This is a genomic window from Nonomuraea sp. NPDC004580 (assembly GCF_040609855.1).
Classification (GTDB): Bacteria; Actinomycetota; Actinomycetes; order Streptosporangiales; family Streptosporangiaceae; genus Nonomuraea; species Nonomuraea salmonea.
The window spans coordinates 15,429-38,354 of the sequence record NZ_JBEXLH010000014.1 but is presented as its reverse complement, the minus strand read 5'-3'; the positions used below and the strand labels follow the sequence as shown (position 1 = coordinate 38,354).

Here is a 22,926-nt window from a genome sequence, read left to right as displayed (position 1 = left end):
GGCACACCTTGCAGCGACTATGCACACCGTGTCGCCCTCCCGTGTGCGGACTGAACGCGGTGAGCGGCTTCGCCTTGCCGCACAGAGTGCAGGTCTTCTCACTCACCACGCTCGGCCTCCTGGGCGGGCTGGAGTGCCTGCTCCAGGAGCCAGAGCACCTGTGCATTGAGGGAGCGGCGGGACGTGGCGGCGGATTCTGCGACCTGTTCATACAGGTCGTCGGGGATGCGCAGCGTGAATCGAACCATGACACCATTTTAGTGTCGCCACGACACCACTGTCTGGCGTTTCCCAAGGTCACACCCCCTCTCCCGGGCCGGGTCCGGCCATCTCCTCCAACCGCAGCAACCGCAGCAGCCCCGCATCCTCCGCCAGCAGCGCCGACGGCAGGCAGCCGAAGCGTTCGCACTGGGCCAGCAGCCAGCGCGCCTCGCTCAGCTCGCGAGGCTCGACGACAGGGGTTCCATCGGCAGTGAGGCCACCAGGGACGGCTCGCCAGCGGGCGATGGCTGCTCCAAAGGGGCGGCGACCCCAGCGATCGCCTCAGCCCACTGGTCGAGAATTTCCCGAGCGAACGCCGGGTCCATGGCCACGAACTCGTCCGGCGTGCACGGCACCGCCTGGCCGTCCTCGTCCTCGACGTTCCAGCTCACGAGGTAGCCGCCGAACTCGCGGAATCGCTCTACGAACTCGGCGCGGCCCTCCTCCGTGGACGTGTCGATTCCGCCCTCTATGACCGGGGCGAGCTTGAGGAACATCTCCAGGCTGCACCGCTTGGCGCGTACTTCCAGGCCGGCGAACTCGCCGTCGGCCCATGTGAGCTTGAGCGTGCGCGGGCGCACGTACCCGGTCACGCGGACGTCCATGTGGGGACGACGCCGTTGGCGAGCACACCGGGTGCCTGGAACGTAAGGCTTCCATCAGCCGCCCTGGTCAAGGCGTAGTCGGTGAACAGCAACTCCACCTGCGGCGTCGTGCCGAGCGTCTGCCCGGACACAGTCAGCGTGACCTGCCTGGCCACGCTGCTGCTGGGAACGGTCTTGAACACGTCGTGCGAGGCGTTGCTGGCGTCGTTGAACACCCCGTTGAGGGACAGCGACATGTCCGCGAGCAGCAGCAGCCGCTCCATCGCCGACTTGTCCACGCCGGTCACGTCCTGCACGGCGCGCGGCGTCGCGAACTCGAAGTTGGTGACGTCGTTCCTGATGTCCCTCAGCGTGCCGCCGCTGTCGTCGATCGACAGCGCGGACCACGCGAGACCTGTCTCTTTTGCCACGACTTATCCCTTTCTCTGCTGGTCGGCGAGCCGATCCTGATGGGTGGCGAAGTCCTCGACCCAGTCCGCGCCGCGCTGGTGGTGGCGGAGCACGCCGAGGTCTTGCCGCCAGTCGCCGCCGCGCACGCTGTAGATCTCTGGGCGGGTGCGGTGCTCGGCGAAACACCGCTGCCTGCTGGTGAAGCGGAACACTGTCAGCCCCTCGACGGCCCGGAGTTCGCGGAACGTCCGGCCCGACTGCTGCCGGATGTAGGCGGCCTGCGCCTGCCCGAGCGGCGTGTGCTCGTCCACCTTCGTTTCCCAGCCGTGCAGCCAGGCGGCGCAGCCGACCTCCTCGCACGCGCTACGCACGCTCCGATCGGGCGGCGAGATGATCCGGTATGTCTGGAACGCCGTCACCGGCGCGGACGGGGTGATCCTGTTCAGCGGTCTCACTGCTGCCTCCCTCTCGGCGGGGTCGGGCGCGGCCCGCGAGGGTCCGCAGGGTCACGCGGGCCGCGAGGCTTCTCAGGCGGCGGCCCCACCTTGACCGGCTCCTTCACCGGCCGGCCCGGCGCCGGGAGCGGCGCTGACGCCTGCTCCAGCCGGAGGAAACCCGGCCTCGTGTCCGCGAGGATCAGCCCCTTGACGCCGGCCACGTACGCGGAGCCCTGCTCGTCCCACGCCTCGACGGGGACGGCGACGACGGTCTCGTCGTCGCCGGCCATATAGAGGGCGACCGTGCTGGTCGTGCACCCCGTGAAGGTCGCCATCAGAACACCACCGAGATCGGATTGACGGTGACGACTACAACGAAGCTGACGCTGGTGAACCCGCCCGTCGTTGAGGTGGCCACCCGCAGGTACTGCTCGACGGCCTGGTCTCGCGCGGTCTGGATGCGCTCCGAGACCGGGCCCGCCGTCACCTCCGTGAACTCGCCGCCCGTCACGGCCGCGAAGCTGTCGGCGTCGCCGTCGTCGCTCGACTGCTCCAGCCCGATCGTGACGTCGGTCCCGTCGAACTCTGTCACGTGCAGCCACGCCTGCAGCCCGAACGCCCCGGCCGCGCCGAAGTCCACGGAGTCGCCGTCGGCGGCCTCGGTGTCTGTGCGCACTCCGGCGGTGAGCTGACGGCCCCACTCCAGCCCGTAACCGTCGGCGAGCGCCTGCACTGAGATGGTCAGCGACCCATCAGCCGCCCTGCTCGGGTCGTAGTTGATCTGCTTGCCGACGAGGCACGCGGCCGGCGACCCGAGCGAGGTGCCGCGCCCGTAGGTGGCGATCCGGTTGGTGAGCGGCAGCGTGGACAGCACCTCGTGCGCAGCGGCGGTGCCAGGGTTAAAGAAGCTGGTCCACTCCAGCGCGCCATCACGCGCCAGGCCCCGCCGCTCCATCCCGTACTTGTTGATGCCGGTCACGTCCTGCGTGCCGGCCAGGCCGCCGCCGATGCGGCCCAGCGCGCCGACATCGCCGGACAGGTCGTAGCCGTCCAGCCAGAACGCGTCGCCCATGCCTGCTTGCTTGGCCATCACGGCACCTGCTCCCACACGTCGTTGATCACCATCGGGAGGGTGATGTCGTAGATCCGGAACGTCTTGCGGTCCTGCTCCAGATAGCCCGCCCGCGCCCCCAGACCGGTGCTGGCCTGCCCGAGCAGGTCGACGTTCCGCACCAGCCCGCCCAAGTCGAAGTCGCCGCTGTAGGCGCCGATCAGGGCGTCTACGGCGGCCATCATGTGCGGGTCGATCATGTCTCTCGGCTGGGCGTCGGCGCTGCCCCGGATGCGGACCGTCCACACCACCACCGCGCTCGTACGCTGCAGGCCCGACGCCACCGGCACCGGCGAGATCGACGCCGCCCAGATCTCGGCGTGCAAGCCGTGCCCCGGAGCGGACACCACCTCGTGCATGTTGACCGTCTCGAACAGCCCCAAGGTCATAGCGTGGCTGGCGATGGCGTCGAGTACCGCGCCCGTATCGAGGCTCACTGAAGCCTCCCCAGATACCGCTTGAGCGTCATCTCGGCGATGGGCTTCGCCTTCCTACGCAGCGCAAACGTCACCCGCCGGAACGTGAAATACCCCTCGAACCTGGTCACGGGCGTGTTCCGGCTGCCGGTGCCCTCCAACCAGTTGCCGTAGATCACCCGGTTGTCGTACAGCACCCGCGTGTGCGCACCCAGCGAACGGTTCCGGATCTGCGACTGGTAGTAGCCAGTCGGATGCTTCAACACCCGGATCAGGGTGAACCCGATGTCAGCGAACCCTTGCGCGGCCACATCGTCCACCACAGCCTCGGTGATGTCGTCGAGGATGCGGGGCGCCCGCCCGTCGAGCACCGGGCCATCCACGTTGATGGTGGCGTGCACTTCAAGCACGAGACACACCCCCCGCCCGCGTCAGATGAGGCCCAGCCAACTCAGCAACCCTGGCCCGAGGACCGCGCGCGTCCACGCCGCACGAGCACGAGAACGACACCACGCCCGTTGTCGCGACCCGCCGCCAACCTTCCGGGGCCGGCGGCAACTCCCGCAACTCGGCCGCGAGGCGCCAGCTCGTGCACTCGCTCATACCGCCCTCACCCGGCCCTTCCGCCCGCACGACGCGTACACCGCATCCCACAACGCGGCCAGACCAACCCCGAACTCCTGCGTCCGCCGCCTGCCCTCCGACACCGTGCTTGAGCCGCCGCTCCGACCCTCCGGCCGGGCATAGCCGGACTGCTCACCCAGCACCTGAGCCAACGCCAAACCGACGCACAACGCCGACACCGGGCCCGGCGGCACATGACGGGCAACCGCAGCACCCGACAGGTGGGTGGCCGCAGTCGTGCCCGCCGCGCCCCGCTCCACCACCAGCCTGCGCGGCGCGTAGATGTCGGCGCCCGAGGAGTGCGAGGCCAGCACACTGCCGTCCCACGCCCGCTTCACGACGAGCGTGTTGCCGGCGACATCCACGACCAGCATCCGCTCTGCGCCGACCAGGATCACCTCGTCCACGCTGAAACCGCTGCCGTCGGCCACGGCCACGCTCACCGCGCCCGCCGACGCCGCCAGGTCAGCAGCCAGATCCTGGCCGGTGTCGAGCATCTGCCGGCCGACCACCACCATCCGCTCATCGCCGACCCGGATCAGATCCCCGACCCCGACCGCGGCACCATCCGACACGTCCACCGTCGTCGCGCCAACCGTGGCCACCGCGCCCGCGAGCACACCGGCGTCCGCTTCACGCAGCGCGCAGCCGGCGTAGACGGCGGTCAACTCGATCGCCTGCTGATGCGAGTCGCCGCTGGAGAACGTCGAGCTGGTGTCGAGGCTCACTTCGATCCGGCTGTACGGCGGGCCGCTGCTCGGATACAGCAGCAGGTGGCCGGACGGGATCGTGACGCCGCCCGCGACCAGCTCGACCAGCTCGGCGACCTCGTTGCCGTCCAACCAAAGCCGCCACGACCGCGACCGATTGGGGGAGGGCCAGTCGAAGGATCGGGTAGCGAGCACCGGGTAGAAGACGCGGTGCAGACAGCCCTCAATCTCCCGCGACGCCGCCTCAAGGGCGCGATCCACCTGCGCGTTACTACGCGCGGTCTCCTTCGCGTCCAGGGCGGCCTTCACCGTCTCCCTCGACGCGTACCAGGGCTCCACCAACCTCCACCTCCCCTCACCCGCTCGCAGCCTCCACGGCCATTTGTGGCCCCGGGCGCCCCGGTTTCCGTGGACAGGACGCCCGGGGAGTCTCTATGTGGCGTCAGCCCCGCCAGATCCATCCGTCGAACCGGCAGTGGAGCTCGCCCCGCGGGCCCGCTTCGAGCGGCTCCCCGTCGTTCGGGCAGGCTTCCGGGGCGCGGTCTCGCTCGTCTGCGGCGAGGTCGGCGGCTTCTCGGGCGATGTCTCGGAGCTGCTCCCAGGAGATGGCTCCTCCTCTCCCTGACTCTCGTCGGCGAGCGGCAGGGGCTCGCCCGTCCCGTCGCCGACGAGTTCGGGCGACCAGGCGCCGTCCGCCGGCACCTCGATGCCCTCCATTGGCACGCCCGTGCCCGGGTGCTCACGCTCGGGCAGGAACGCTGGCGGCGGGCCATCCTCGCCGACCAGCGGCGCGTGCTGGACGACGCCGCCCGCGGCCTGCTCAGGCACCACCGGCGCGCTACTCGCCCCACCCCAACGAGTGATCTTCGGCATGATCTCCTCCTCACTCCTGTGGCAGCGGGGACAGCGGAACAACCGCAGCCGGTACGCGGTCCGGCACGTCGGACACTCCCACCACACGGCTACACGCCCCCGTCCAGCGCGCTCATCGCCGACCCGCACGGCTCGCACACCAGCGGGCCCGGCATCTCCACCACGCCCGGCACCGGACGACGCAGATACACCCGCCGCACCCGCCCGAACGCCTCACACTCCGGGGCGCCGCACGCGACGTCCAGGAACGGCACCAGCCCGTACTCGCCGTCCTCGGCTCGGCAGGCACTGCCGCAATGCGGGCAGCACTCCAGCCCCACCGCATACCGGGTGGAGCAGTCGGAGCACACCAGCAGCGTCATGTCAGGCCGCCGCCACCAACGTCGCGCCGTCCGTCAACGGGATCCACGTGCAGTAGATGGTGATGCCGCCATCCACGCCGGACGCGCCGACCAGCTCGACGTCGCCGATCGGCACCACCAGGTCCCGCAGCGCGAACCCCGACTCGGCGAAGTCCGTCGTCCCGTCGCCCTGATCCCGCACCCCGATCACCGTGCCGGCCGCCGCATCGTTGGTGCCGAGGTCGGTCGCCGTCACCACCGTCGCGGTGTCGCCCGTCGTCGGATCCACCTGCAACGCCAGCGTGCCGCCCGTCGCCGCGATGGCCGTGGTCACCACACCCCACAGGGCCGTGATCAGCACCTGCCCGCCCGAGACGGTGAACAGCTGGAACGTCGTCGCCGACAGCGTCGGCACTGCCTTGCTGACCGGGCCCCGCCCGAGCGCGATCGCCCGCAGCTGGTCGCCCTGAATCATCGTCGTCATCTCGGAGCCTTCCCTTACACCAGCGCGGGCAGGTTGGCCGGGCTGCGCTGCACCTTCAGATCCCGAAGGATCGGCGTCACCAGCCCGGAACCGGTCGACGCGAGCTTGACGTGCGTGTAGCCGTCCGACAGCTCCTCCACGTCCACCTCGACGACCATCCCGTTCTCGTTGGTCGCCGCAGCGGTGACGACCGTGCTACCGGCCGCCTGCGTGTGCAGCGTCCACGCGCCGCCGACCCCGTTGCTCGTCCAGTAGCGGGTGATCGTCGCGAGCACCTGCGCGCCGCCGCCGGCCGCGCTGGTCGCCTCGGTGAGCGTGTAGGTGTCGCCGGCCGCGCCAGCCAGGTAGCAGAGGAACGTGACCCCGCCCGCGTCCTTCAACGGCACATAGACGTTGTCGCCGACGGCGATGGCGTTGAGCACTCGTCCAAGCGCTTCCATGATTGCCTTCCTTTCGGGGGTTGAATGCCGATCCGGACCCCGGGCCGGGGGTGTGAATGCCCGGCCCAGGGTGGCTGGTTACGCGCGCTCGGCGAGCTTCACGAACGGGGACAGGGTGGCGCCGTTGTTCTTCGGCGTGATCGCGCTCTGGAGCCACGGCCTGCCGTCCACGCGTTCGATGATCCTGTAGGCGGTCATGTCATTGCCGAACTTGTAGTGCGGGCTGGACATCGCCGACATGACCTGCCGGTCGCCGATCAGGTACATGCCGAAGTCGACGAAGTTGATGTCGCCCAGATCCCCGAGCTTCGGCGCCTTCTCCGTGAAGATGACGGGCCTGCCGAGGATCGTCATGGGCGGGCCCTCGACGCCGTTGTTCAGCCAGATCGCCGAACCGCCCGTGCCGACGGACAGGGCCATCGTCGCGAGCTCGGGGAACGTGTCGATGCTGGCAATCCACACCGCCCGGCCCAGGCTGGAGGGCAGCATGCGGGCGTACATCTTGACGATGTTCTCCCACACGATGCTGTCAGCCGGCTGGCCCGACTCCTTCGCCACCGACACGGCGGCCGTGTTCCCGGCGTTGAGCACGCCGAGCGGCATCCCGACGCCGGAGCCGTTCATGAACGCGTCGTCCTCGTACCAGCCGAGCGCCTCGGGGAAGATGGTGTCGATGAACGCCTGGAACGAGATCACCGAATCGGAGATCATCTCGTTCGGCGCCTCGGTGTACGCGGTCAGCTTCTTCGCGTCGAGCACGATCCGGCCGAACGCCGCCTCCGACTCGCGCAGCGCCGCGCCCTCCTCCGTCCAGTAGGCGACCACGCCGCCGAAGACAGAGCTGACGTTGCTGGTGGAGTCGATCGCCGGGAACGGCACCCGCAGCGACTCCATCGGGATGACGCGGGCGCGCGGCCGGACGATCGCCGTCTCCAGGCTCACGGACAGCAGCTCCGAACGCAGCGTCTCCGGGATCAGGAAACCGCCCTCCGACGGGACCGTGGAGGAGAAGGCGTTCCGGATACGGCCCAACTTCGCCTGCAGGTTGGCGTCCCGCTGCGCGTTGTGCCAGATCGCCTGGAAGTACTCGGCGCTGTTCGCGAACTCCTTGTCGATCTTCGCGCCCATCGCCTTGCTGTTGTGGATCGCGTTCTTCTGCTTCGCGATCGACGGCACCCCCAGGCCAGGGTCCAGATTCACCCGCCCGATCAGATCCGGCTGATTCTCCCGCAGATAGTCCGCGAGCACCCGCTGGGTTTCCTCACGCACCTGCGTGGCGATGCTCTGGTCGCGGTCGAGCACGGTCTTGGCGTAGTTCGAGATGAACTCGCCGAACGCCGCCTTATCCGCGAAAACGTTCTTCATCTTGTCGGCGTCGCCGAGCATCACCTCCAGCTCAGCCGCCGTCTTCGGAATCTCGATCGTCTTCGGCGGCACCGGCTGCGGAGGAGCAGACCGGTTGAACATCTTGCCGACATCGGCGGGGGTGAACCCGAGGACCTGGAGCCGCTGACGCTGCCCCCAGGTAGGAGTCCTTCTCACTGCTTGATCGCCTCCTTGAGAGCGCGTGACACAACACACGGGTCGTACGGGTCAGGCTCCGGCTCGACCGCCGGGGCAGGAACAGTGGGGGCGGGCGCGTCCGTCGCGGCCAGCTCGACGCCGGCCCGGAACACCTCCGCGAAACCCGCCCACGGATCCGGGGCAGGCTCAGGCGCAGGCAGCGGCTCGGGGGCAGGCTCCGGCTCGGGCTCGACTGCGGCCGGGGCAGGCACAGCGGGGGCGTCGGCCGACAGGGTGGCCACCACCTCGCGCAGCACATCGCCAGGGCCAGGCTCCGGTTCAGGCTCCGGCTCGGCGTCCAGCTCCGCGACCGGCTCAGGGTCGGGCTCCGGTTCGGGGACGGGCACCGGGGCCGCGTCACCGGCCAGCGCGCTCATGGCCGCCTTGAAGTGGTCGGCGTCCCACTCGAACCGGCCCACCACCGCAGGGGCAGGCGCGGCGGCGGGCTCCGAGTCAGCGAACGCGACCGGCCCAGGGGCGGGCTCCACGGCAGACTCAGGCGCCGGGGGAGCTTGGGGAGCAGGCTCGGGCGCGCGGCCCAGATCCGGGGCAGGCGCATGCTCACGGCCCGCGTACGCGAACACGCTCAAATCCCAGCGCGCCGCGAGATCCTGCTCCTCCTGCCGGGCAGGCTTCACCAGCTCGTCCGCCAGCCCAGCCTCCACCGCCTCCGCAGCCGAATACCAGGTCTCCGCCGTCATCCGGGCCCGCCACTGCTTCACCGTCCCGCCCGCACGCTCTGCATAAATCCCGGCGATGTTGTCGGACTGGCGGTCCAGCATGTCGGCCATCTCGCGCAGCTCGGCCGCGTTGCCGACCGCCACCGTCATCGCGTCGTGGATCATCATCTGGGAGTGGGACAGCATCACGATCCGGTCCCCGGCCATCGCGATCACGCTGGCGATGCTCGCGGCGAGCGAGTCGACGTGCACCGTCACCCGGGCGGCGTGCGCGCGCAGCGTGTTGTAGATCGCGATGCCGTCGAAGATCTCGCCGCCGGGGGAGTTGAGCCGCAGGTTGATCTCGCTCGCAGTGATCTCCTTCAGCTCGGCGAGGAAATCCGACGCCGTGATACCCCAGTAGCCGATCTCGTCGTATATGGCCACATCTGCAGGGCCATCAACCCCGGCCTGATTGGTGATCTTGTACCAGGTGGTGCCCTGCCGCACCCGCGCCCGCAGCTTCCGCCGATCAGTCATGACTCACCCCAAACAGGTTCCACGGTGCCGCGACACCGGATCGTCCCCAAGCACGCGAAGTAGCCGCCGTGCGGGTAGGACTCGCGAGCATCCCGCAACGTGTCGAAGCGCTCGCCATCCACGTCCGCGCACTGCACGCACGTGTTGCGGTCCCGCTCCTCCGTCGCCACGTAGTACGTCGCCCCGTTGCCGTCCTCTTCGGCCTGCTCCAGGGTGGCGAACTTGCCCTCACCCTCAGCAGCCCACAACGCGCCACCCAGCTCCGTACGCAGCGACGCATCCGACAGGCCTTCCAGGAACGAGCGCACCCGCTCCACCACCTCGGCGGCTGACATGCCCGGCGCCCACACCCTGAGCGCCTCACGCCCCGCAGCCACCGCAAGGCCAGCAGCCAGGCCCGCAGCCGTCACCACAGCGGCAGCAGCAAGGTCAGCGGCAAGCACACCCGCCACCGCCGCCGGCTCGATCGTCACGCCCTGCTCGGCCGCGGCCTCCACCACCCGCTCGCCCGCAGCCGCCGCCTGGGCGAACAGAGCGGCCTCCAGCAGTCCCGCAGCAACACCGCTGGAGGCCGACAGCGCGGCAAGATCTACGGGAGCCGCCCCGACAACGGCCGCCTCGATCTGCTCCAAGAGCTCAGCGCGCTGGTCCGCGGAGACGCCCTCCCAGTCGGCGAGGAGCTGCTCCAGCCGCTCCTGCCAATCCTCGCGAGGCGCCTCGTCCTGGTTGAGGATGTGGGCCCGCCGCGCCGCGCTGGGGGGCCGAACACGGGCGGCGGGCACCACGGCGGGAACCGCGGCCGGTGGGGTGGCCTGCGGTCCCACGAACGGAATCTCAGGCAGGCCGACCGCGGCCAGCACACCGGCCGGCTCGAACCCTGCGGTGGTGAGCTTCGACGCCGCGTCCGCCTTGCTCACGCGCTCGGCGTTGTCGGCTTCGCGGTCGTCGGGCACCGGATTGCAGTAGTCGAACTCCAGGCCCTTCCCGGCCTCGCCGAACAGCGGCAGGAAGTCGTTGTTGAGCGCCGCCTTGATCCGCTCCAGGCGCGGCACGACCAGGTAGCGGGCGAACATCACCTCAGCCGCCTCAGCGTTCGCCCTGTTCACGTCGTCGGTCGCGCCGAGCATCGCCTTAGGGAAGCCGAACGCCTCCCGGATCGTCTCCCGGCTGACCTCGCGCATCTCGACGAACTGCATGTCCTTCTGGCTGTAGCGCCTGTCCACCCACTTCAAGCCGCCTTCGAGGATGGCGACCCGATGCGCAGCAGCAACGCCCCGGTGCTGCTCCTCCCACCGGTCTCGGAGGTCGTCGAACTCGGGGTCGGACAGGTTGTTCGGCGCCTCGATGATGCCGCTGGGCAGCGCGCTGTTACGGAAGAAATTCCGGTTCCACTCCGCGCTGTACTTCGTCGAATCGAGCTCGGTGAGGATCGACTGGACCGGGCCCATCCCTCGGTACGGATCCAACGGGTTCGGCATCCGCAACTGGATGACCTCGTCCACACGCAACGGCACCTGCTCGCCGTCCGGCCCCAGGTAGATGTAACCGCGAATAAACTCCTGCGGGTCCGGCACCGGGAAGATCCGGTCCGGACGCACCGGCCACAACTCCAGAGGGATGCTGCGCATGCGCGGGTTGCGGGCGACCACCCACCAGCCCTCACCGGTCAGGTCGACGTGCTGCTGCTCGACCTCGACGAACTCCTGCCGCGGCATCCACGGGTTCGGGCGGTTCCAGATGTCGAGGGCGGCGTGCCGGGTGACCTCCTGCCGGTCCTCGTCGAGGCCGGACGCAGCGGTGCGGTAGAGCTTCCAGTCCACCTGCGATGTCGCGTTGCTGGTGCGGTGCACGATCGCGAACAGGGTGCCGACGCTGCCCATCGCCCGCATCTGCTCTTCCGCGCCGCTGCGGTGAAGGAACGGGATGCTCAGGCGGCTGCTGCGCGGCGCGTACGAGACGGGCGCCTTGTTGACGACGGCTGCGAGCGCGCCGAGCGGGCTTCTCACCGGCGCTCGCCACCGGACAGGGCTTCGAGCACGAGCAGCGAGATGCCGCCAACGGCCAGGCCTGCGGCCATGTGGAGTGTCCAGGCGGCGGCGGTCAGAAGCCCGAAGCCGGCGACGGAGAGCAGGAGGGTGCGGATCGCGGCCCAGGAGGGGAGGCGACGGGCCAGCCAGAGGGCGGCACGCACGGTGTAGGGGACCCGGGGCGCGCGAGCAGCACGAGCAGCACGGGCGTTGGTGCGCTCGGCGCGGAAGACTTCCGCGACGCTAGTCACGGGCGGAGCCTGGGGTGATCCGGTGTCCCATGTTCCGGATGGTAAGGGCAGCGGGAAGATTTACGCCAGCGATGCCCATTGGCGGGAATATTTACAGATCAGTGGCAATCTGCCAGCAGGCTTCCGTGCAGCTTTCCATGCCATGGGGGTATCCGTAGCCCTCCAGGCCGTCCCATGACTCAATCGTGCGCAGCGCAGAGGCGTACCAGCGGCCCTTATCGGTGAGCCACGCGCTGTCGATGCTCGACCCGTGCTCAAGCAGGCCGGCCTCGTCAAGGGCGGACATGGTGAGGTGGTAGGCGCCTGGGTTGCCGATCAGCGTCTTGGCGAGCGGCGCCCAGTCGCGCTCGTGGTCGGCGATGAGAGCCAGGAGGTCGCGCACCAACTCATAGGCAGCTTCGGGGGTGCCGCAGCCGCACATGGCGAGGTCGCCGTAGAAGAGCTGGTGGGCGTGGTCGAGTGCGATGTCGGTGGTCACTGTGTGCGATCCCTCTCATTTGCTACCGGCTGGTAACCAGACAGAATGTATGCACTGTTGGGTATACGGTTTTGCGTTTCCGCAGGTCAGAGCGTTTTCGCTGTGATCGCAGCATCGGAAGCCGCCGCCGAAACGGACAAGACGGGACGCAACGGGCCGGTTATGCAGGCGTCATGCATGACCATGCAGCCACCCAACGTCACACTCACAAGATCCTAATACGCGGCATCGCCCCAAGATCACGCTGCGCCACCATGTACCTGAGCGCATCCATGCCATGATCGTCCTGCTTGACCGGCGTCTCCTTCGGCGGCTTCCCAGGCGACGAATCCCACACGTACCCGGTGACCTCCTCCACCGTCGAACACGGCTTCTTCGCGTCCTCCAACTCGGCATCCCGCCCCACCAACGCATCCCGCAACACGAACAGCCGCGGCTTCCCGTCACCCGCGGGCCGAAGCCGCGCCTGCACCGCCTGGATGCCGTCGGACACCGTCTTCGCCGCCGCCTTCGTTGACAAGCCCAGATGCCTTTCGAGGGTGGCCCGGTCCTCCGCGTCGTGATCGCAGATGATGGCGCGCGGCCGCGGCTCCGTCCACTTCCCGCCCGGGGCGACGAGGCACAGGATGTGCTTCGCGTGATCCTCGACCAGCGTCCGCGTCCGGTAGATCTCGCGTACGAGGTACAGCCGGCCGTCCGGATCCTCCGCCCAGTCCTGCCACACGAACGGGTTCGTGAACCCGAAGTCCACCGCCCACCACCGCGACCACGACTCAGGGATCGGGAACCGGTCCACCATGTGGACGGCCGGATCCCACTCCTCGTAGATCAGACCCTCCGCCGCCACCCACTTGCCGTGCCGCAACCGGGCGTGCCGGACACCCGTGAGCCGGTCCAGCTTGCCGATGTAGTCAGCGCCGACCTCGGTCAGCGTGCCGTCCGGGTTGAACAGGACCGGATTGTCCTCGTGCCGCGAGTGGAGCATCAGCGTGTCGCCGCGGTCCGCGCGCTGCTTCAGCCAGTGAGACGGCGTCCACGGATTGCAGTCAGCGATCAACTGCTGGAACGAGATCCGCCCGTTCCGGAGCCGGGTGGTGAGCGCCTCCCAGTCGTCGACGGTCAGCTCGATAGCCTCCTGCACGAAGATCACGTCATACTCTGAGCTCATCACCTTCTGCGGCTTGTCCAGGCCGCCCACAACCACCGTCGAGCCGTTGCTGTACCGGTAGGCCGCCGCCTCCTGCTGGCTGCCGCCATACCAGGTGACATGCCCGGCGGCGATCGACTCGGGGACGACCTTCTCCCGCCACGTCACCAGGCCCGTGCTGCCCAGCGAGACGAGCGTCTTGCGCACGATCAGCCCCCGCGCGCCAGGATTGGCCAGCATCATCGCGTGCAGCTTCTCCAACGCCGCCCGCGACTTACCGGTGCCGGCCGGGCCGGACAGCAGCACCTCCGGCGCGCGGCACGCGAACACCTCCGCCGCCGCGCCACGCGGACGGTAGTGGTGGCGCAGCACGCTGGTCACGTGACGCCACCCAACGGCGCGAACGTGGCGCCCTTCCTGCGGAAATAGTCGGCCACCTGCCGCTCAGGTTTCCCGACCGCCCACCGCGCGATCGGCGCAGCGTCCGAGACCCTGCCGTCCCGGACGACCACTGCGAACGTCGCGTGCGGCATCGAAACCCACACCCACCGCTCGTTCACCGCTCGTTCACCGCAGACCGTCCATGTTCACGCCCTCGAACGAGTACGTCACCTGCACCTCGCCGCCGATCTGCTGCTTCACCGGCGTGTCCAGCCCGAGCAGCTTCGCCCGCCGCTCCTCGATCGCCAACACGGTCTTGATCGCCATCAGCGTCGGAGCGTCATCCTCCATCGGCTCGTCGTCCAGATAGATCACCTTCCCGTTCGACACAGTGATGTGCTTCCGCTCCAACACCTCGTACGCCCGCCGCAGCATCTCGTCCAGGCGTTCCGCCTGCTCCGCCCGATACTCGTTCACCTCCTGGGCGGGGATGGCTTTCAGCGCATCCGTGTAGATCTTGTGGGCGCGCTGCCGGCTCACACCGAGCTGCCTGCCGATGGCCTCGAAGGTCACACCCTGACGGCGCAGGCGCATGACCTCGGCGGCCTGGCGTGCGCTGGCTTCCTGCTGTTCGGGTGAGCGGCCCATGTCAATCTCCTCTTGAGTCAACGGTGTCAGGGCGCTGGGAGATCACGCTGTCTCCTTCGATTGTGCGCTCAGGTGTGCGTACCTACGCGCAGGTAGGCGGCTGGCTTGGCTGTGCGCGGCGCTGTGCGGGCCGTGGAGCGCCTTAGGGTGCGTCTCGGGTGTCCTGGGATAGGGCGGGGTGCATTCGTGGCTCTCCGTCGATTTCAGGGCGTCGATTTCTTTGGGCGCGGGCCAACTCGGCGCGCAGGTCCTCAATGACGCCCTCATGGTTCATCCGGAAGCACCGGGAACCACGATCCACCTCACCGAGAAGGACTTCGATCACGTGGAGCCGCTTCTCCGGCGTGGCGTCATGAAGCTTCCACAGCCACTCGGCCGGGGTGAGCGTGACGTGGGGCGCGGGCGGCTCAGAGGCTTCGCCGGCGCGCAGCCAGGCCACTTCGGCGCGCAGTTGCCGCAGCTCGTCCTCATCCCCGGCGAGCTGTTCAGCGTCCACGACGGCACGCCGGTAGGTGACGGTCAGGGCGGCGTAGACGGCCTTGGCGGCAGGCTCGGCCTGCTCGAACCCGCCGAAGTACGGGGCCAATGCGTCCTGGATGACGACGTCGGCGGGGATCTCGGAGGGCGCGAAGTCGCCTCGCTGATCAGGGGTCGGGCTCATCGGGCGCCCCCATCGGCGCGGCGCCGCTCGACGATCAGAAAGTCGTGCATGAGCTGGTTGTGGCGGGCGTCGGCGAGCGCGTTGTGCTCGCCTTCAGCCTGCCGAGGCATCCGCGGGTTGCCGAGGCGTTCGGCTTCCTGCTTGAGGTCGTTGGTCCACATCGGAACCCCGTCGGGCAGGTCGATCATCCGGCCGAAGAGCTGGCAGAGGGCGACGTGGTCGTAGGCGGCATACCACGCCCACAGCTCGGGGTCGGGGGTGGCGCGGATGAAGCGCTCCACCTTGCGGGCGATCTCTGCGCGGGGGTGGACGTGCCGGTAGTCGGGGTGCTCGCGATCCCAGGGGCCGCCGTCGAGCGCAGGCTTGATGGGCAGGGACGGGGCGACATTCGCCATCAGCCAGTCGTTGCGCTGGAGAGCGGAGAACGAGAATTCGCAGGACACCGCGTAGAGCTCGCGGCCGTCTTCGGCGACCATGCCGATGCTGATCAGGTCGATCGTCTTGCCGTCTTCGATGAACTCGGTGTCGTAGAAGATCTTCACGTGGTGCTCCTTCGGGCTCGCATGCGGTCTTTGATCTGCTGCTGGGTGGGCGGCGTGTAGCTGTGCCAGCCGGCCGCGTCGGTCCAGCGCTGGAAGTGGTGGCGCTGCTCGATGCCGCAGTGGGCGCAGCCGGACGGCGGGGCGACGGTCACGGGGTGGCCTCGATGGTGCTGGCGGCGAGGTACGCCTGCAGTCCGCTGCCGGGGATCCGGTAGGCGCGGCCGACCCGGATCGTGCCGGGGAACGCCCCCGAGTCGGCGAGCCGGTAGACGGTCATGCGGGAGACGCGCAGGTGGTCGGCGACTTCGGCGATCGTCCAGTAGCGGTCGGGGGTGGTCGGTTCGTTCACGGGATCCTCCTCGGGAACAGGGGAACAGGTCGGGAACAGGCGGGGAACAGCAGGTCAGGGCGGGGTGTCGACGATGTACGGCTGGCCGCACGGGCCGATCCGGTAGGCGCGGCCGGGTGTTGGAGCGTGCCAGTGGGTGGCGTCGCAGTGGGGGCAGGCGACGGCGGCGCGGCCGGCGATGAGGCGGGCCGGGAGGGTGAGGGTGAGCACGCAGACTTCGACGGGGCCGCGGCGGTCGGGCGGGCCGCAGACGATGGAGCAGCCTTCGGGGCAGGCGCCGATTTCTTCGGGGCGGCGGCAGACGAGGCAGAGGGCGGCGCACGGCATCGGGGCTGTCCAGGGGCGGGTGAGGGCGAGTTGGTGGTTGCGGGTGCGCTTCTTCTTGGGGGCGGGCTGGGCGGGCTTCGAGGGGGTGGGGAGGGTCTTGGGCGGGGTGTCGTCGAAGAGGGCGGGTTGGGTGTCGAGGACGGTGGTGCGGTGGCGGCTGGTCATGGGGTGCTCCCGGGCAGGGTTTTGGATCTTGGGGTGGGGGGTGTGGGGGTGATCGTTTGGGGCCGTCTGTTCCCGGGGCTGTTCCCTGTTCCCTCCCTATAAGGGGAGGGAACAGGGAACAGGTCAGCCTGGGAACAAAAGGAACAGTCGAGGGAACAGCTCTGACCTGGGGTTTTGTGGTTGACGGGAACAGTTGGGAACAGTTGGGGGAACAGGTTGAGGGGTCGGAGGGAGGGAACAGGGCAAACCCGGTAAAACCGGACAGGGTTCGGGGTGGTCATCTGACCCCCTTCAACGCCACCTTGAGAGCCGCCACAACCTCCGCCAGAGCCGCCGTCTTACCCGGCAACGGAACACCGTTCTGCTCCGCCCACTTCTTCAGCTGATCCCGGCCGAGCCCCGACGGAACACCCCGGAACACCAGCTCATCCACATAGCTTTGGATCTTCGACCGGTGCGCGTCGGCCACCGTCGCGTCCGTCAGCTCATGCCTGGTCCGGCCCGGCAGCCAGCCGCCGCCCCGCTCCTTCTCGCCCCGCCGCGTGATGTGGAACACGTCGTCGCCCAACCCGGTCCGCGTGTGGGTGCGCAACATCTTCAACCGGGTGATCACCGTCTCGGTGTTCTCGGTGAACGTGCGCGTCTCGTCGTAGGCGGTCAGCTCCCACACGTGGTCGACGTCCTGCGTCTTCGCGCTGGAGCCGCGGGAGCCCTTCTCGATGTCCTTGCCGAAGTGGTCCAACCGGATCGACGCGATGCCGCGCGCCTTGAGCGGCTCGTGGACGCGCCGGTACAGGTCGAGCCACGTGTCGGAGTCGTTCTCCTTGCCGGTGATGTATCGGGAGACGGTGTCGAGGATGACGACGTCGCGCGGCCGCTCGTCCACGATGGCGAGCATCTCGGCCGCCGCCGTCTCGGACGCGTTGAGCGCGCCGGAGAAGCGGGGGAACAGCCGGTAGTCGAGCCGTTCGTGCAGCACTTCGAGGTCTTCGGCGGTGGCGCCGAACGCGGTCAACCGGGTGACGATGTCGCGCAGCGAGTTCTCGCGGTCGAAGTAGAGGACGTTGACGGGTTCGCGGCGGATGTCGCCGAGGACGCTGGAGCCGGTGATGGCCCGCCAGATCCAGTGCAGGGTGAAGATGGATTTTCCGACTTTGCCGTCGCCGACGATGGCGGCCTGCTGGCCGCGTTCGAGGAACCGGCCGGGCAGCCAGTCGATGTCGGTGAAGTCGGTGGTGAACGCGTCGAGCCAGTCGACGGCGGGGAACCGGTCTTGCTGCTCGCCGTCCGGGCTGGCGCCGAGGGCGAGTTCGTCGGCGGATTTGATGAGTTGTTCGCCGAGGGCGCGGAGCCGGTCGGGGCTGTCGTCGGGGTCTTGGGTTTGGATTTCGCGGATGGCGCGGTGGAGGTCGGCGATGCCGGTGCGGTTGCGCCAGTGCCGCATGATGATGCTGGCGTGGTAGGCGGGGTCGCCTGCGTAGAGGCCTCTTTGCATGAGGTCGTGCAGGTAAAGGGGTCCGCCGGCTTGGCCGATGGTTTTGTTGCGGGTGAGGTAGTCCTTGACGGCTACGGGGTCGGTGGGGGCGTCTTGGTCGGCTAGGTCGAGGATGGCGGCGTAGATGACCTGGTGTTGGGCCCGGTAGAACGCCCGCGGTTCGGGGATGGTCTCGCGGATGCGCGGGACGATGTAGAGCGTGGTCATGCAGGTGCCGAGGATCGCCTGCTCGGCTTCGAGGTCCCACAGGGTGTCGTGAGGGTCCTGCTGGGTGGCGTTCAACCGGGTCCCCCTCGGTGGCGCTGGTGGTGCTCGGGTTGGTGGTCAGGTGTGGGGTGGGGCTGGTGGTCGCCAGCGGGTGCGTGTGCGGCTTAGAAGAGCTGGTCTTGGGTGCGCTGCCGGTGGGGTTCTTCGGTGATGGGGCCGCCGGTCTCGTAGGCTTTCTGCCGGTGTCGTGGCGCGCAGGTGTCGCAGGTGAGGGCGCTGTAGCAGGTCCGTCCGGGAATGCGGCCGGTGATGATCAATGTGGCTGGCCGGCGGCAGGTGGAGCAGCGGCTTATCCACATCGCTCACCTGTCTCGGCGGGCAGGTCGGTGTCGATGGCGAGCGCGAGCCCGTCGCCGAGCGGCACGAGCGGGCGCCCTTCGAGGTGGTTGCGGGCCACGCGGGCGGCGGCTTCGGCGGTGAAGCCGGCGGCTGTGAGTCGCCGCATGAGGTCGGCGACGTGGAGTTCGTCTGGGGGCCATTGGCGGGGTACGCCGTGGCCGTAGGCGACGGGCCGGAGGAGCCGCCGGGCGATCCAGTACTCCAGGGTGCGTACGTCGAGGCCGCGGTCGAGCACCTGCTGCAGGGTGAGCATCACGACGCCACCTCGATCAGGTCGAACAGCGTCGGCATCGCCATCTCCTGCTCCGCCGCCTGCACGTAGGCGACGCCGTCGCGGAAGTAGTCGGGGTTCAGCTCCACCGCGAGGCCTCGCCGGCGCAGCTTCACCGCGCAGTACGGGACCGTCATGAGCCCGCCGAACGGGTCGAAAACGGTCTCGTCCTCCATCGAGAACTGGACGATGAGCCGGTCGACGATGTCGAACTGGAGCGGGCACAGGTGGTACTGCTGGCCCTTGCGCTCCTGCATCATGTTGAGGGTCCGCATCCGGGCGACGTCGGTCCACACGTCGGGGTGCCAGGACGGCGGCTGTAGCAGCATGAAGCCGCTGGGCAGCCGCCGCTGAGCCTCGAGCGCTTCGCCGATGGCGACGTGCTGCTCGTAGTCGTAGACGTTGGTGAGGTTGTGGTCGCGGAACAGCTTGAACACTTCGTCGGCGGCGAGGCCCGCGAAGTCGGCGGGGGTGAGGGGCCGGTTGCCGTTGGAGCGGGTGAACCCGTGGGCGTCGATCTGCCAGCGGGCCCGCGTGTAGGTGGCCTTGTCTTTGACGACGGGCGTGTCGGCGTAGCCGTTGGAGGCGTCGGTGGGCGGCTTGCGGAACAGCAGCAGGTATTCGGGCAGGCCGGCGCCCATCTTGGTGCCGTCCTTGCATTGTTCGGTCCAGCCGAGCCGGTAGGTCTGGTTGTTCTCGCGTACGACGTCGGTGACGATCGTTTTCATGCCGAGGAAGGCGAAGCCGTGCCGGGTGTAGTGGGTGATGGCTTCGGCGTGGAACGGCTGGACGGTTTGGAAGCCGAGCCCGGTCATGCCGCCGGGCACGACGCGGTCTTTGACGTGGATGGCGGCGACCCGGCCGGGCTGCAGGACTCGCAGCAGTTCGGGGGTGAGGTAGTCCATCTGCTGCCAGAAGTGCTCGTTGTCCTCGGTGTGGCCGAAGTCGTTGTAGGAGGGCGTGTACTCGTATTGGGTGGCGAACGGGATGGATGTGACGATCAGGCCGACGCTGTCGGCTTCGATCTGCTGGGTTTCGAGCACGGTGTCGTTGTTGACGACCTTGTATCGTTCGCCGGCGACTTCGCGGCGTTCGACTCCGATGGAGCGGCGCAGGCTGTTCGACATGGCTTCGTGGGAGAGGCCGTACTCGCGGATGATCCGGCCCATGTTGGCGACGAGCTCGTCGTGCTGGGCCCACTTGCGTTCGAGCTGCTTGCGGATGTCGCGTTCGGCTTCGGTGTAGATGAGGTCGATGCGGACGGGCTCGTTCTGCAGGAACCGGTGGATGCGGTGGACGGCCTGGATGAAGTCGGCGAATTTGAAGCCGATGCCGAGGAAGACGGCGCGGTGGCAGTGCCGCTGGAAGTTGCAGCCGGACCCGGCGATGACGGGTTTGGTGGCGAGCAGCCGGATGTCGCCGTCGGAGAAGGCGAGGATGCGGCGTTCGCGCTCCTCGAGGTCCTGGGATCCCCACACGGCGGTCGCGTCGGGCAGGGCGGCGGTGATGGCGTGCCGTTCGGCCTCGAGGTCGTGCCACAGCAGGAAGTGGTCGTCGGGCGCCTCGTGCACCAGGTCGCGCATTTTGGCGACGCGGGCGTCGAGGCTGTTGCGCTTCTCGCGGGCGGCGTCTTGGACGCCGATGGCGGCGTTGGCGAAGAGGGCGGCGCGGCCGCTGCGGTCGATGACGCCTTCGGCCGGCGTCTCGGAGGGGATCTCCTGCCAGCGGATGTCGAGCGGCGGCAGCTGGTAGCCGTCGTCGGGGTGGCCGAGGTCGGAGGGCTTCTGCAGGAACATCGCCCATGAGGCGACCCACAGCCAGAACTGGCGTTCCATGTGGGGGAGGAGGGTGAGCTTGTCGGCTTTCTCGCTGTTGCGCTTGAAGAAGCGGGTCTTGGCCTGCCCAACGTCCATGACGTCGAGGAACGCGGCGTAGGAGAGCAGCTCGATGTACTCGTTGGGGCTGGGGGTGGCGGTGGCGACGAACCGGTAGTTGTCGCTGCCTTCGTACAGGCGCATGAATTCGCGGAACGTCTTGGTGCCGCCGAAGCCGCGCAGGATGGCGGCTTCGTCGAGGCTGACGACGTCGAACTGCCGCGGGTCGAGTTTGCCGTCGCGGATGGTCTCGTAGTTGGTGAGGTAGATGCCGTCGGCCGGGGCCTCGCTTTCGCGGCGGATGAACGTGGGCGCGAGTCCGATGAGGGCGGCGTCTCGGGTGAATTCTTGGCGGACGCCGAGGGGGCAGACGATGAGGGCGCGGCCGCGGCCGAGTTTGGCGAGCACGAGGCGGACGATTTCGAGCTGGATGAGGGTCTTGCCGAGGCCGAAGGAGGCGAAGACGGCGCGCCGGCCGCCGCGGACGGCCCAGACGACGGTGTCGCGCTGGTGGGGTTTGAGGAGGGGGTGGACTTCGGAGGGGTCGCAGTCGAGGCCGGTGTTGGTGGCGAGGGTGGCTTTGGCGGCGAGGAAGTCGGTGTAGCTGGTCATGCGGTCCTCCGGAGTCCTCGGAATGGGCGGACGGTGACGGTGCCGTCGGGGTGGCGGATGGCGGCGTTGCGGGGCGCCCCGGGCGGCGGGGCCGCCCAGGTGAGCCAGGGCGGGCAGGGTGTGGGCGGGTTGCGCTTGGAGGGGAGCGCGAACAGGCAGATGAGTTCGACCGGTTCGCCGCGCAGCTGGTAGGTGCGGGTCATGTGGTGAGCCGGAGCGCCATGACGACCTGCCGGTGGCTGCTGTCCTCGGAGCTGAAGAGGGCGGGCATGGTGGGCTTGGTCATGCCGATGGTGGCGGTGCCGGGGATGGCGCCGAGCGCGTCGAGCAGGAAGCTGGATTGGAATGCGATCTCGATGGGTTCGCCAGCCAGCTCGCAGTCGAGGGCTTCGTTGCCGCGGCCGATGTCGTCTCCGCCGGCCCGGACGGTGACCTCGCTGTTGGTGAACGCGAGGCGTACGGCGGTGCCGGTCTTGCGGTCGGCGACGAGCGCGACGCGTTTGACTGCGGCGGCGAGCGCTTGGGCGTCGATGGTGGCGGTGATGGTGGTGTCCATGGCGACGCGGGCGCGGTAGTCGATGAACTGTTCGTCGATGAGCCGGATGGTGGTGGTGCGGTCGGCGGTGGAGAGGCTGGCCATGCCGGGGTCGAGGCCGATGGTGACGGGGCCGTGGTCGAGGCCTTTGACGATGTCGGCGAGGTGCTTGCCGGGGATGAGGGCGCTGATGTTGTCGCTGTCTGGCTGCCAGGTGGTGTCGGTGACGGCGATGCGGTAGCGGTCGGTGGCGGCGAGGGTGAGCTGGTCGGCGTTGGTGTCGAGGCGGATGCCGGTGAGCATGGGGAGGGTGTCGTCGTTGCTGGTGGCGGGTGCGACTTGGTTGACGGCGGCGGCGAGGGCGGCGGCGTCGATCTGTCCGGCGGGGGCGGGCGGTTCGGGCAGCTTGGGGTAGTCGTCGGCGGGCAGCAGCCTGAGCGTGAAGTCGCTGCGCCCGGACCTGATGGTGGCTTCGGTGTCGGTGGCGGTGAGGTCTACGAGGAGCCTGTCCGGCAGGGCCTTCGCGACTTCGGCGAGGAGGCGGCCGGGGATGACGATGCGGCCGGGTTCGGCGACGTCGCAGGTGATGCGGGCGACGGCGCTGGTGTCGTAGTCGAAGGCGCTCACCACGAGCTGGTCGTTGTCGGCTTGGAGGAGGAGCCCGGACAGGACGGGGACGATGGGGCGTGCGGGGAGGGCGCGGGCGGTCCAGGCGACGGTGTCGGCGAGGAGCTTGGGGTCGATGGTGAGCTTCATCGGGTGGCCTTCCGGGTGGTGGGCGGGGTGACGCGGACGATGGGTTCGCAGCGGTGCTGCTGTTTCCACTGCTGGGCGTGGGCTTCGTTGAAGGGGCCGTCGGCGTCGTCGCCCCATTCGTCGGTCATGGAGGCGTCGCAGACGGCGCACTCGGCTTTCCAGCCGGGCACGCATTCGAGGCAGACGCGGGTGCCTTGGCGGGGTTCGGCGTAGGGGTCGAGCCAGCCGGGTCCTTCGACGGGGTTGGGGATCTGGTCGCGGAGGCGTGGGCAGTTGATGTCGGCGTGGCCGACGAGTCCGGCGGGGTACCAGGGCCGGATCCAGTCGTTGATCGTGCTGGTGGTCAT

The 22,926-nt window shown here is 68.9% G+C and carries 32 protein-coding genes; all 32 read right to left on the bottom strand.

Annotated features, from left to right (window positions below; all coding sequences use genetic code 11):
* Window positions 1–98 precede the first annotated feature (98 nt).
* A complete protein-coding gene (locus ABZW11_RS17200; RefSeq protein ID WP_355417885.1) occupies window positions 99–248 on the bottom strand; it encodes an Arc family DNA-binding protein in 150 nt (49 codons plus the stop codon).
* A gap of 186 nt (window positions 249–434) precedes the next feature.
* On the bottom strand, window positions 435–866 hold the full coding sequence (locus tag ABZW11_RS17195) for a hypothetical protein (protein WP_355417882.1): 432 nt from the start codon (window positions 864–866) through the stop codon (window positions 435–437).
* A complete protein-coding gene (locus ABZW11_RS17190) occupies window positions 851–1,276 on the bottom strand; it encodes a hypothetical protein (protein ID WP_355417879.1) in 426 nt (141 codons plus the stop codon). The genes ABZW11_RS17195 and ABZW11_RS17190 overlap by 16 nt, the downstream gene beginning before the upstream one ends.
* A 3-nt stretch (window positions 1,277–1,279) precedes the next feature.
* Window positions 1,280–1,711 (bottom strand): hypothetical protein, encoded by a 432-nt coding sequence (locus ABZW11_RS17185; RefSeq protein WP_355417876.1) that lies wholly within the window; start codon window positions 1,709–1,711, stop codon window positions 1,280–1,282.
* On the bottom strand, window positions 1,708–2,028 hold the full coding sequence (locus ABZW11_RS17180; RefSeq protein WP_355417873.1) for a hypothetical protein: 321 nt from the start codon (window positions 2,026–2,028) through the stop codon (window positions 1,708–1,710). The genes ABZW11_RS17185 and ABZW11_RS17180 overlap by 4 nt, the downstream gene beginning before the upstream one ends.
* Complete coding sequence (locus ABZW11_RS17175; RefSeq protein WP_355417870.1) at window positions 2,028–2,783, bottom strand: hypothetical protein; 756 nt, start codon at window positions 2,781–2,783, stop codon at window positions 2,028–2,030. The genes ABZW11_RS17180 and ABZW11_RS17175 overlap by 1 nt, the downstream gene beginning before the upstream one ends.
* A complete protein-coding gene (locus tag ABZW11_RS17170; protein ID WP_355417867.1) occupies window positions 2,783–3,241 on the bottom strand; it encodes a hypothetical protein in 459 nt (152 codons plus the stop codon). Before ABZW11_RS17170 ends, ABZW11_RS17175 begins: the two co-directional genes overlap by 1 nt.
* Complete coding sequence (locus tag ABZW11_RS17165) at window positions 3,238–3,630, bottom strand: hypothetical protein (protein ID WP_355417865.1); 393 nt, start codon at window positions 3,628–3,630, stop codon at window positions 3,238–3,240. Before ABZW11_RS17165 ends, ABZW11_RS17170 begins: the two co-directional genes overlap by 4 nt.
* A gap of 189 nt (window positions 3,631–3,819) precedes the next feature.
* The gene (locus ABZW11_RS17160) at window positions 3,820–4,893 is read right to left on the bottom strand and encodes a hypothetical protein (protein WP_355417862.1); all 1,074 of its coding nucleotides are present in this window, start codon (window positions 4,891–4,893) and stop codon (window positions 3,820–3,822) included.
* A 93-nt stretch (window positions 4,894–4,986) separates the two neighbouring features.
* Entirely contained in the window at window positions 4,987–5,427 is a 441-nt protein-coding gene (locus ABZW11_RS17155) for a hypothetical protein (protein ID WP_355417859.1), read from the bottom strand.
* An 89-nt stretch (window positions 5,428–5,516) separates the two neighbouring features.
* Window positions 5,517–5,789, bottom strand: a complete 273-nt coding sequence (locus ABZW11_RS17150) for a hypothetical protein (protein ID WP_355417856.1) — start codon at window positions 5,787–5,789, stop codon at window positions 5,517–5,519.
* 1 nt (window position 5,790) lies between these two features.
* Entirely contained in the window at window positions 5,791–6,252 is a 462-nt protein-coding gene (locus tag ABZW11_RS17145; RefSeq protein WP_355417853.1) for a hypothetical protein, read from the bottom strand.
* Between the two features lie 14 nt (window positions 6,253–6,266).
* On the bottom strand, window positions 6,267–6,692 hold the full coding sequence (locus ABZW11_RS17140; protein WP_355417850.1) for a hypothetical protein: 426 nt from the start codon (window positions 6,690–6,692) through the stop codon (window positions 6,267–6,269).
* Between the two features lie 78 nt (window positions 6,693–6,770).
* Complete coding sequence (locus ABZW11_RS17135) at window positions 6,771–8,234, bottom strand: phage major capsid protein (protein ID WP_355417847.1); 1,464 nt, start codon at window positions 8,232–8,234, stop codon at window positions 6,771–6,773.
* Entirely contained in the window at window positions 8,231–9,454 is a 1,224-nt protein-coding gene (locus tag ABZW11_RS17130; RefSeq protein ID WP_355417844.1) for a head maturation protease, ClpP-related, read from the bottom strand. The genes ABZW11_RS17135 and ABZW11_RS17130 overlap by 4 nt, the downstream gene beginning before the upstream one ends.
* A complete protein-coding gene (locus tag ABZW11_RS17125; RefSeq protein WP_355417841.1) occupies window positions 9,451–11,334 on the bottom strand; it encodes a phage portal protein in 1,884 nt (627 codons plus the stop codon). The genes ABZW11_RS17130 and ABZW11_RS17125 overlap by 4 nt, the downstream gene beginning before the upstream one ends.
* 122 nt (window positions 11,335–11,456) lie before the next feature.
* Complete coding sequence (locus ABZW11_RS17120) at window positions 11,457–11,732, bottom strand: hypothetical protein (RefSeq protein WP_355417838.1); 276 nt, start codon at window positions 11,730–11,732, stop codon at window positions 11,457–11,459.
* Window positions 11,733–11,823: 91 nt separating this feature from the next.
* Entirely contained in the window at window positions 11,824–12,210 is a 387-nt protein-coding gene (locus tag ABZW11_RS17115; RefSeq protein WP_355417836.1) for a hypothetical protein, read from the bottom strand.
* A 205-nt stretch (window positions 12,211–12,415) separates the two neighbouring features.
* Window positions 12,416–13,738, bottom strand: coding sequence for a phage terminase large subunit (locus ABZW11_RS17110; protein WP_355417833.1), 1,323 nt, complete (start codon window positions 13,736–13,738; stop codon window positions 12,416–12,418).
* Window positions 13,735–13,917, bottom strand: coding sequence for a hypothetical protein (locus tag ABZW11_RS17105; RefSeq protein ID WP_355417830.1), 183 nt, complete (start codon window positions 13,915–13,917; stop codon window positions 13,735–13,737). The genes ABZW11_RS17110 and ABZW11_RS17105 overlap by 4 nt, the downstream gene beginning before the upstream one ends.
* A gap of 7 nt (window positions 13,918–13,924) precedes the next feature.
* On the bottom strand, window positions 13,925–14,386 hold the full coding sequence (locus ABZW11_RS17100; RefSeq protein ID WP_355417827.1) for a hypothetical protein: 462 nt from the start codon (window positions 14,384–14,386) through the stop codon (window positions 13,925–13,927).
* 142 nt (window positions 14,387–14,528) lie between these two features.
* Entirely contained in the window at window positions 14,529–15,047 is a 519-nt protein-coding gene (locus tag ABZW11_RS17095; RefSeq protein WP_355417824.1) for a hypothetical protein, read from the bottom strand.
* On the bottom strand, window positions 15,044–15,589 hold the full coding sequence (locus ABZW11_RS17090; RefSeq protein ID WP_355417821.1) for a 3'-5' exoribonuclease: 546 nt from the start codon (window positions 15,587–15,589) through the stop codon (window positions 15,044–15,046). Before ABZW11_RS17090 ends, ABZW11_RS17095 begins: the two co-directional genes overlap by 4 nt.
* Window positions 15,586–15,741, bottom strand: coding sequence for a hypothetical protein (locus tag ABZW11_RS17085; protein ID WP_355417818.1), 156 nt, complete (start codon window positions 15,739–15,741; stop codon window positions 15,586–15,588). The genes ABZW11_RS17090 and ABZW11_RS17085 overlap by 4 nt, the downstream gene beginning before the upstream one ends.
* Window positions 15,738–15,938, bottom strand: coding sequence for a helix-turn-helix domain-containing protein (locus ABZW11_RS17080; protein ID WP_355417815.1), 201 nt, complete (start codon window positions 15,936–15,938; stop codon window positions 15,738–15,740). Before ABZW11_RS17080 ends, ABZW11_RS17085 begins: the two co-directional genes overlap by 4 nt.
* Before the next feature lie 54 nt (window positions 15,939–15,992).
* On the bottom strand, window positions 15,993–16,430 hold the full coding sequence (locus tag ABZW11_RS17075; protein WP_355417812.1) for a hypothetical protein: 438 nt from the start codon (window positions 16,428–16,430) through the stop codon (window positions 15,993–15,995).
* Between the two features lie 277 nt (window positions 16,431–16,707).
* Complete coding sequence (locus tag ABZW11_RS17070) at window positions 16,708–18,207, bottom strand: AAA family ATPase (RefSeq protein ID WP_355417809.1); 1,500 nt, start codon at window positions 18,205–18,207, stop codon at window positions 16,708–16,710.
* A 274-nt stretch (window positions 18,208–18,481) separates the two neighbouring features.
* Complete coding sequence (locus ABZW11_RS17065) at window positions 18,482–18,787, bottom strand: MerR family transcriptional regulator (protein ID WP_355417806.1); 306 nt, start codon at window positions 18,785–18,787, stop codon at window positions 18,482–18,484.
* Entirely contained in the window at window positions 18,784–21,288 is a 2,505-nt protein-coding gene (locus ABZW11_RS17060) for a DNA methyltransferase (RefSeq protein WP_355417803.1), read from the bottom strand. Before ABZW11_RS17060 ends, ABZW11_RS17065 begins: the two co-directional genes overlap by 4 nt.
* Window positions 21,285–21,491, bottom strand: coding sequence for a hypothetical protein (locus ABZW11_RS17055; RefSeq protein ID WP_355417800.1), 207 nt, complete (start codon window positions 21,489–21,491; stop codon window positions 21,285–21,287). Before ABZW11_RS17055 ends, ABZW11_RS17060 begins: the two co-directional genes overlap by 4 nt.
* The gene (gene dnaN, locus ABZW11_RS17050; RefSeq protein ID WP_355417797.1) at window positions 21,488–22,579 is read right to left on the bottom strand and encodes a DNA polymerase III subunit beta; all 1,092 of its coding nucleotides are present in this window, start codon (window positions 22,577–22,579) and stop codon (window positions 21,488–21,490) included. Before dnaN ends, ABZW11_RS17055 begins: the two co-directional genes overlap by 4 nt.
* Entirely contained in the window at window positions 22,576–22,926 is a 351-nt protein-coding gene (locus ABZW11_RS17045) for a hypothetical protein (RefSeq protein ID WP_355417795.1), read from the bottom strand. The genes dnaN and ABZW11_RS17045 overlap by 4 nt, the downstream gene beginning before the upstream one ends.

Coding starts and splice junctions, on each gene's coding strand:
- ABZW11_RS17055 (WP_355417800.1), bottom strand. CDS start 21,491: ATGACCCGCACCTACCAGCTGCGCGGCGAACCGGTCGAACTCATCTGC.
- dnaN (WP_355417797.1), bottom strand. CDS start 22,579: ATGAAGCTCACCATCGACCCCAAGCTCCTCGCCGACACCGTCGCCTGG.
- ABZW11_RS17175 (WP_355417870.1), bottom strand. CDS start 2,783: ATGGCCAAGCAAGCAGGCATGGGCGACGCGTTCTGGCTGGACGGCTAC.
- ABZW11_RS17100 (WP_355417827.1), bottom strand. CDS start 14,386: ATGGGCCGCTCACCCGAACAGCAGGAAGCCAGCGCACGCCAGGCCGCC.
- ABZW11_RS17045 (WP_355417795.1), bottom strand. CDS start 22,926: ATGACCACCAGCACGATCAACGACTGGATCCGGCCCTGGTACCCCGCC.
- ABZW11_RS17140 (WP_355417850.1), bottom strand. CDS start 6,692: ATGGAAGCGCTTGGACGAGTGCTCAACGCCATCGCCGTCGGCGACAAC.
- ABZW11_RS17095 (WP_355417824.1), bottom strand. CDS start 15,047: ATGAGCCCGACCCCTGATCAGCGAGGCGACTTCGCGCCCTCCGAGATC.
- ABZW11_RS17195 (WP_355417882.1), bottom strand. CDS start 866: ATGGACGTCCGCGTGACCGGGTACGTGCGCCCGCGCACGCTCAAGCTC.
- ABZW11_RS17130 (WP_355417844.1), bottom strand. CDS start 9,454: ATGACTGATCGGCGGAAGCTGCGGGCGCGGGTGCGGCAGGGCACCACC.
- ABZW11_RS17075 (WP_355417812.1), bottom strand. CDS start 16,430: ATGACCAGCCGCCACCGCACCACCGTCCTCGACACCCAACCCGCCCTC.
- ABZW11_RS17145 (WP_355417853.1), bottom strand. CDS start 6,252: ATGACGACGATGATTCAGGGCGACCAGCTGCGGGCGATCGCGCTCGGG.
- ABZW11_RS17180 (WP_355417873.1), bottom strand. CDS start 2,028: ATGGCGACCTTCACGGGGTGCACGACCAGCACGGTCGCCCTCTATATG.
- ABZW11_RS17125 (WP_355417841.1), bottom strand. CDS start 11,334: ATGGGCAGCGTCGGCACCCTGTTCGCGATCGTGCACCGCACCAGCAAC.
- ABZW11_RS17150 (WP_355417856.1), bottom strand. CDS start 5,789: ATGACGCTGCTGGTGTGCTCCGACTGCTCCACCCGGTATGCGGTGGGG.
- ABZW11_RS17200 (WP_355417885.1), bottom strand. CDS start 248: ATGGTTCGATTCACGCTGCGCATCCCCGACGACCTGTATGAACAGGTC.
- ABZW11_RS17155 (WP_355417859.1), bottom strand. CDS start 5,427: ATGCCGAAGATCACTCGTTGGGGTGGGGCGAGTAGCGCGCCGGTGGTG.
- ABZW11_RS17060 (WP_355417803.1), bottom strand. CDS start 21,288: ATGACCAGCTACACCGACTTCCTCGCCGCCAAAGCCACCCTCGCCACC.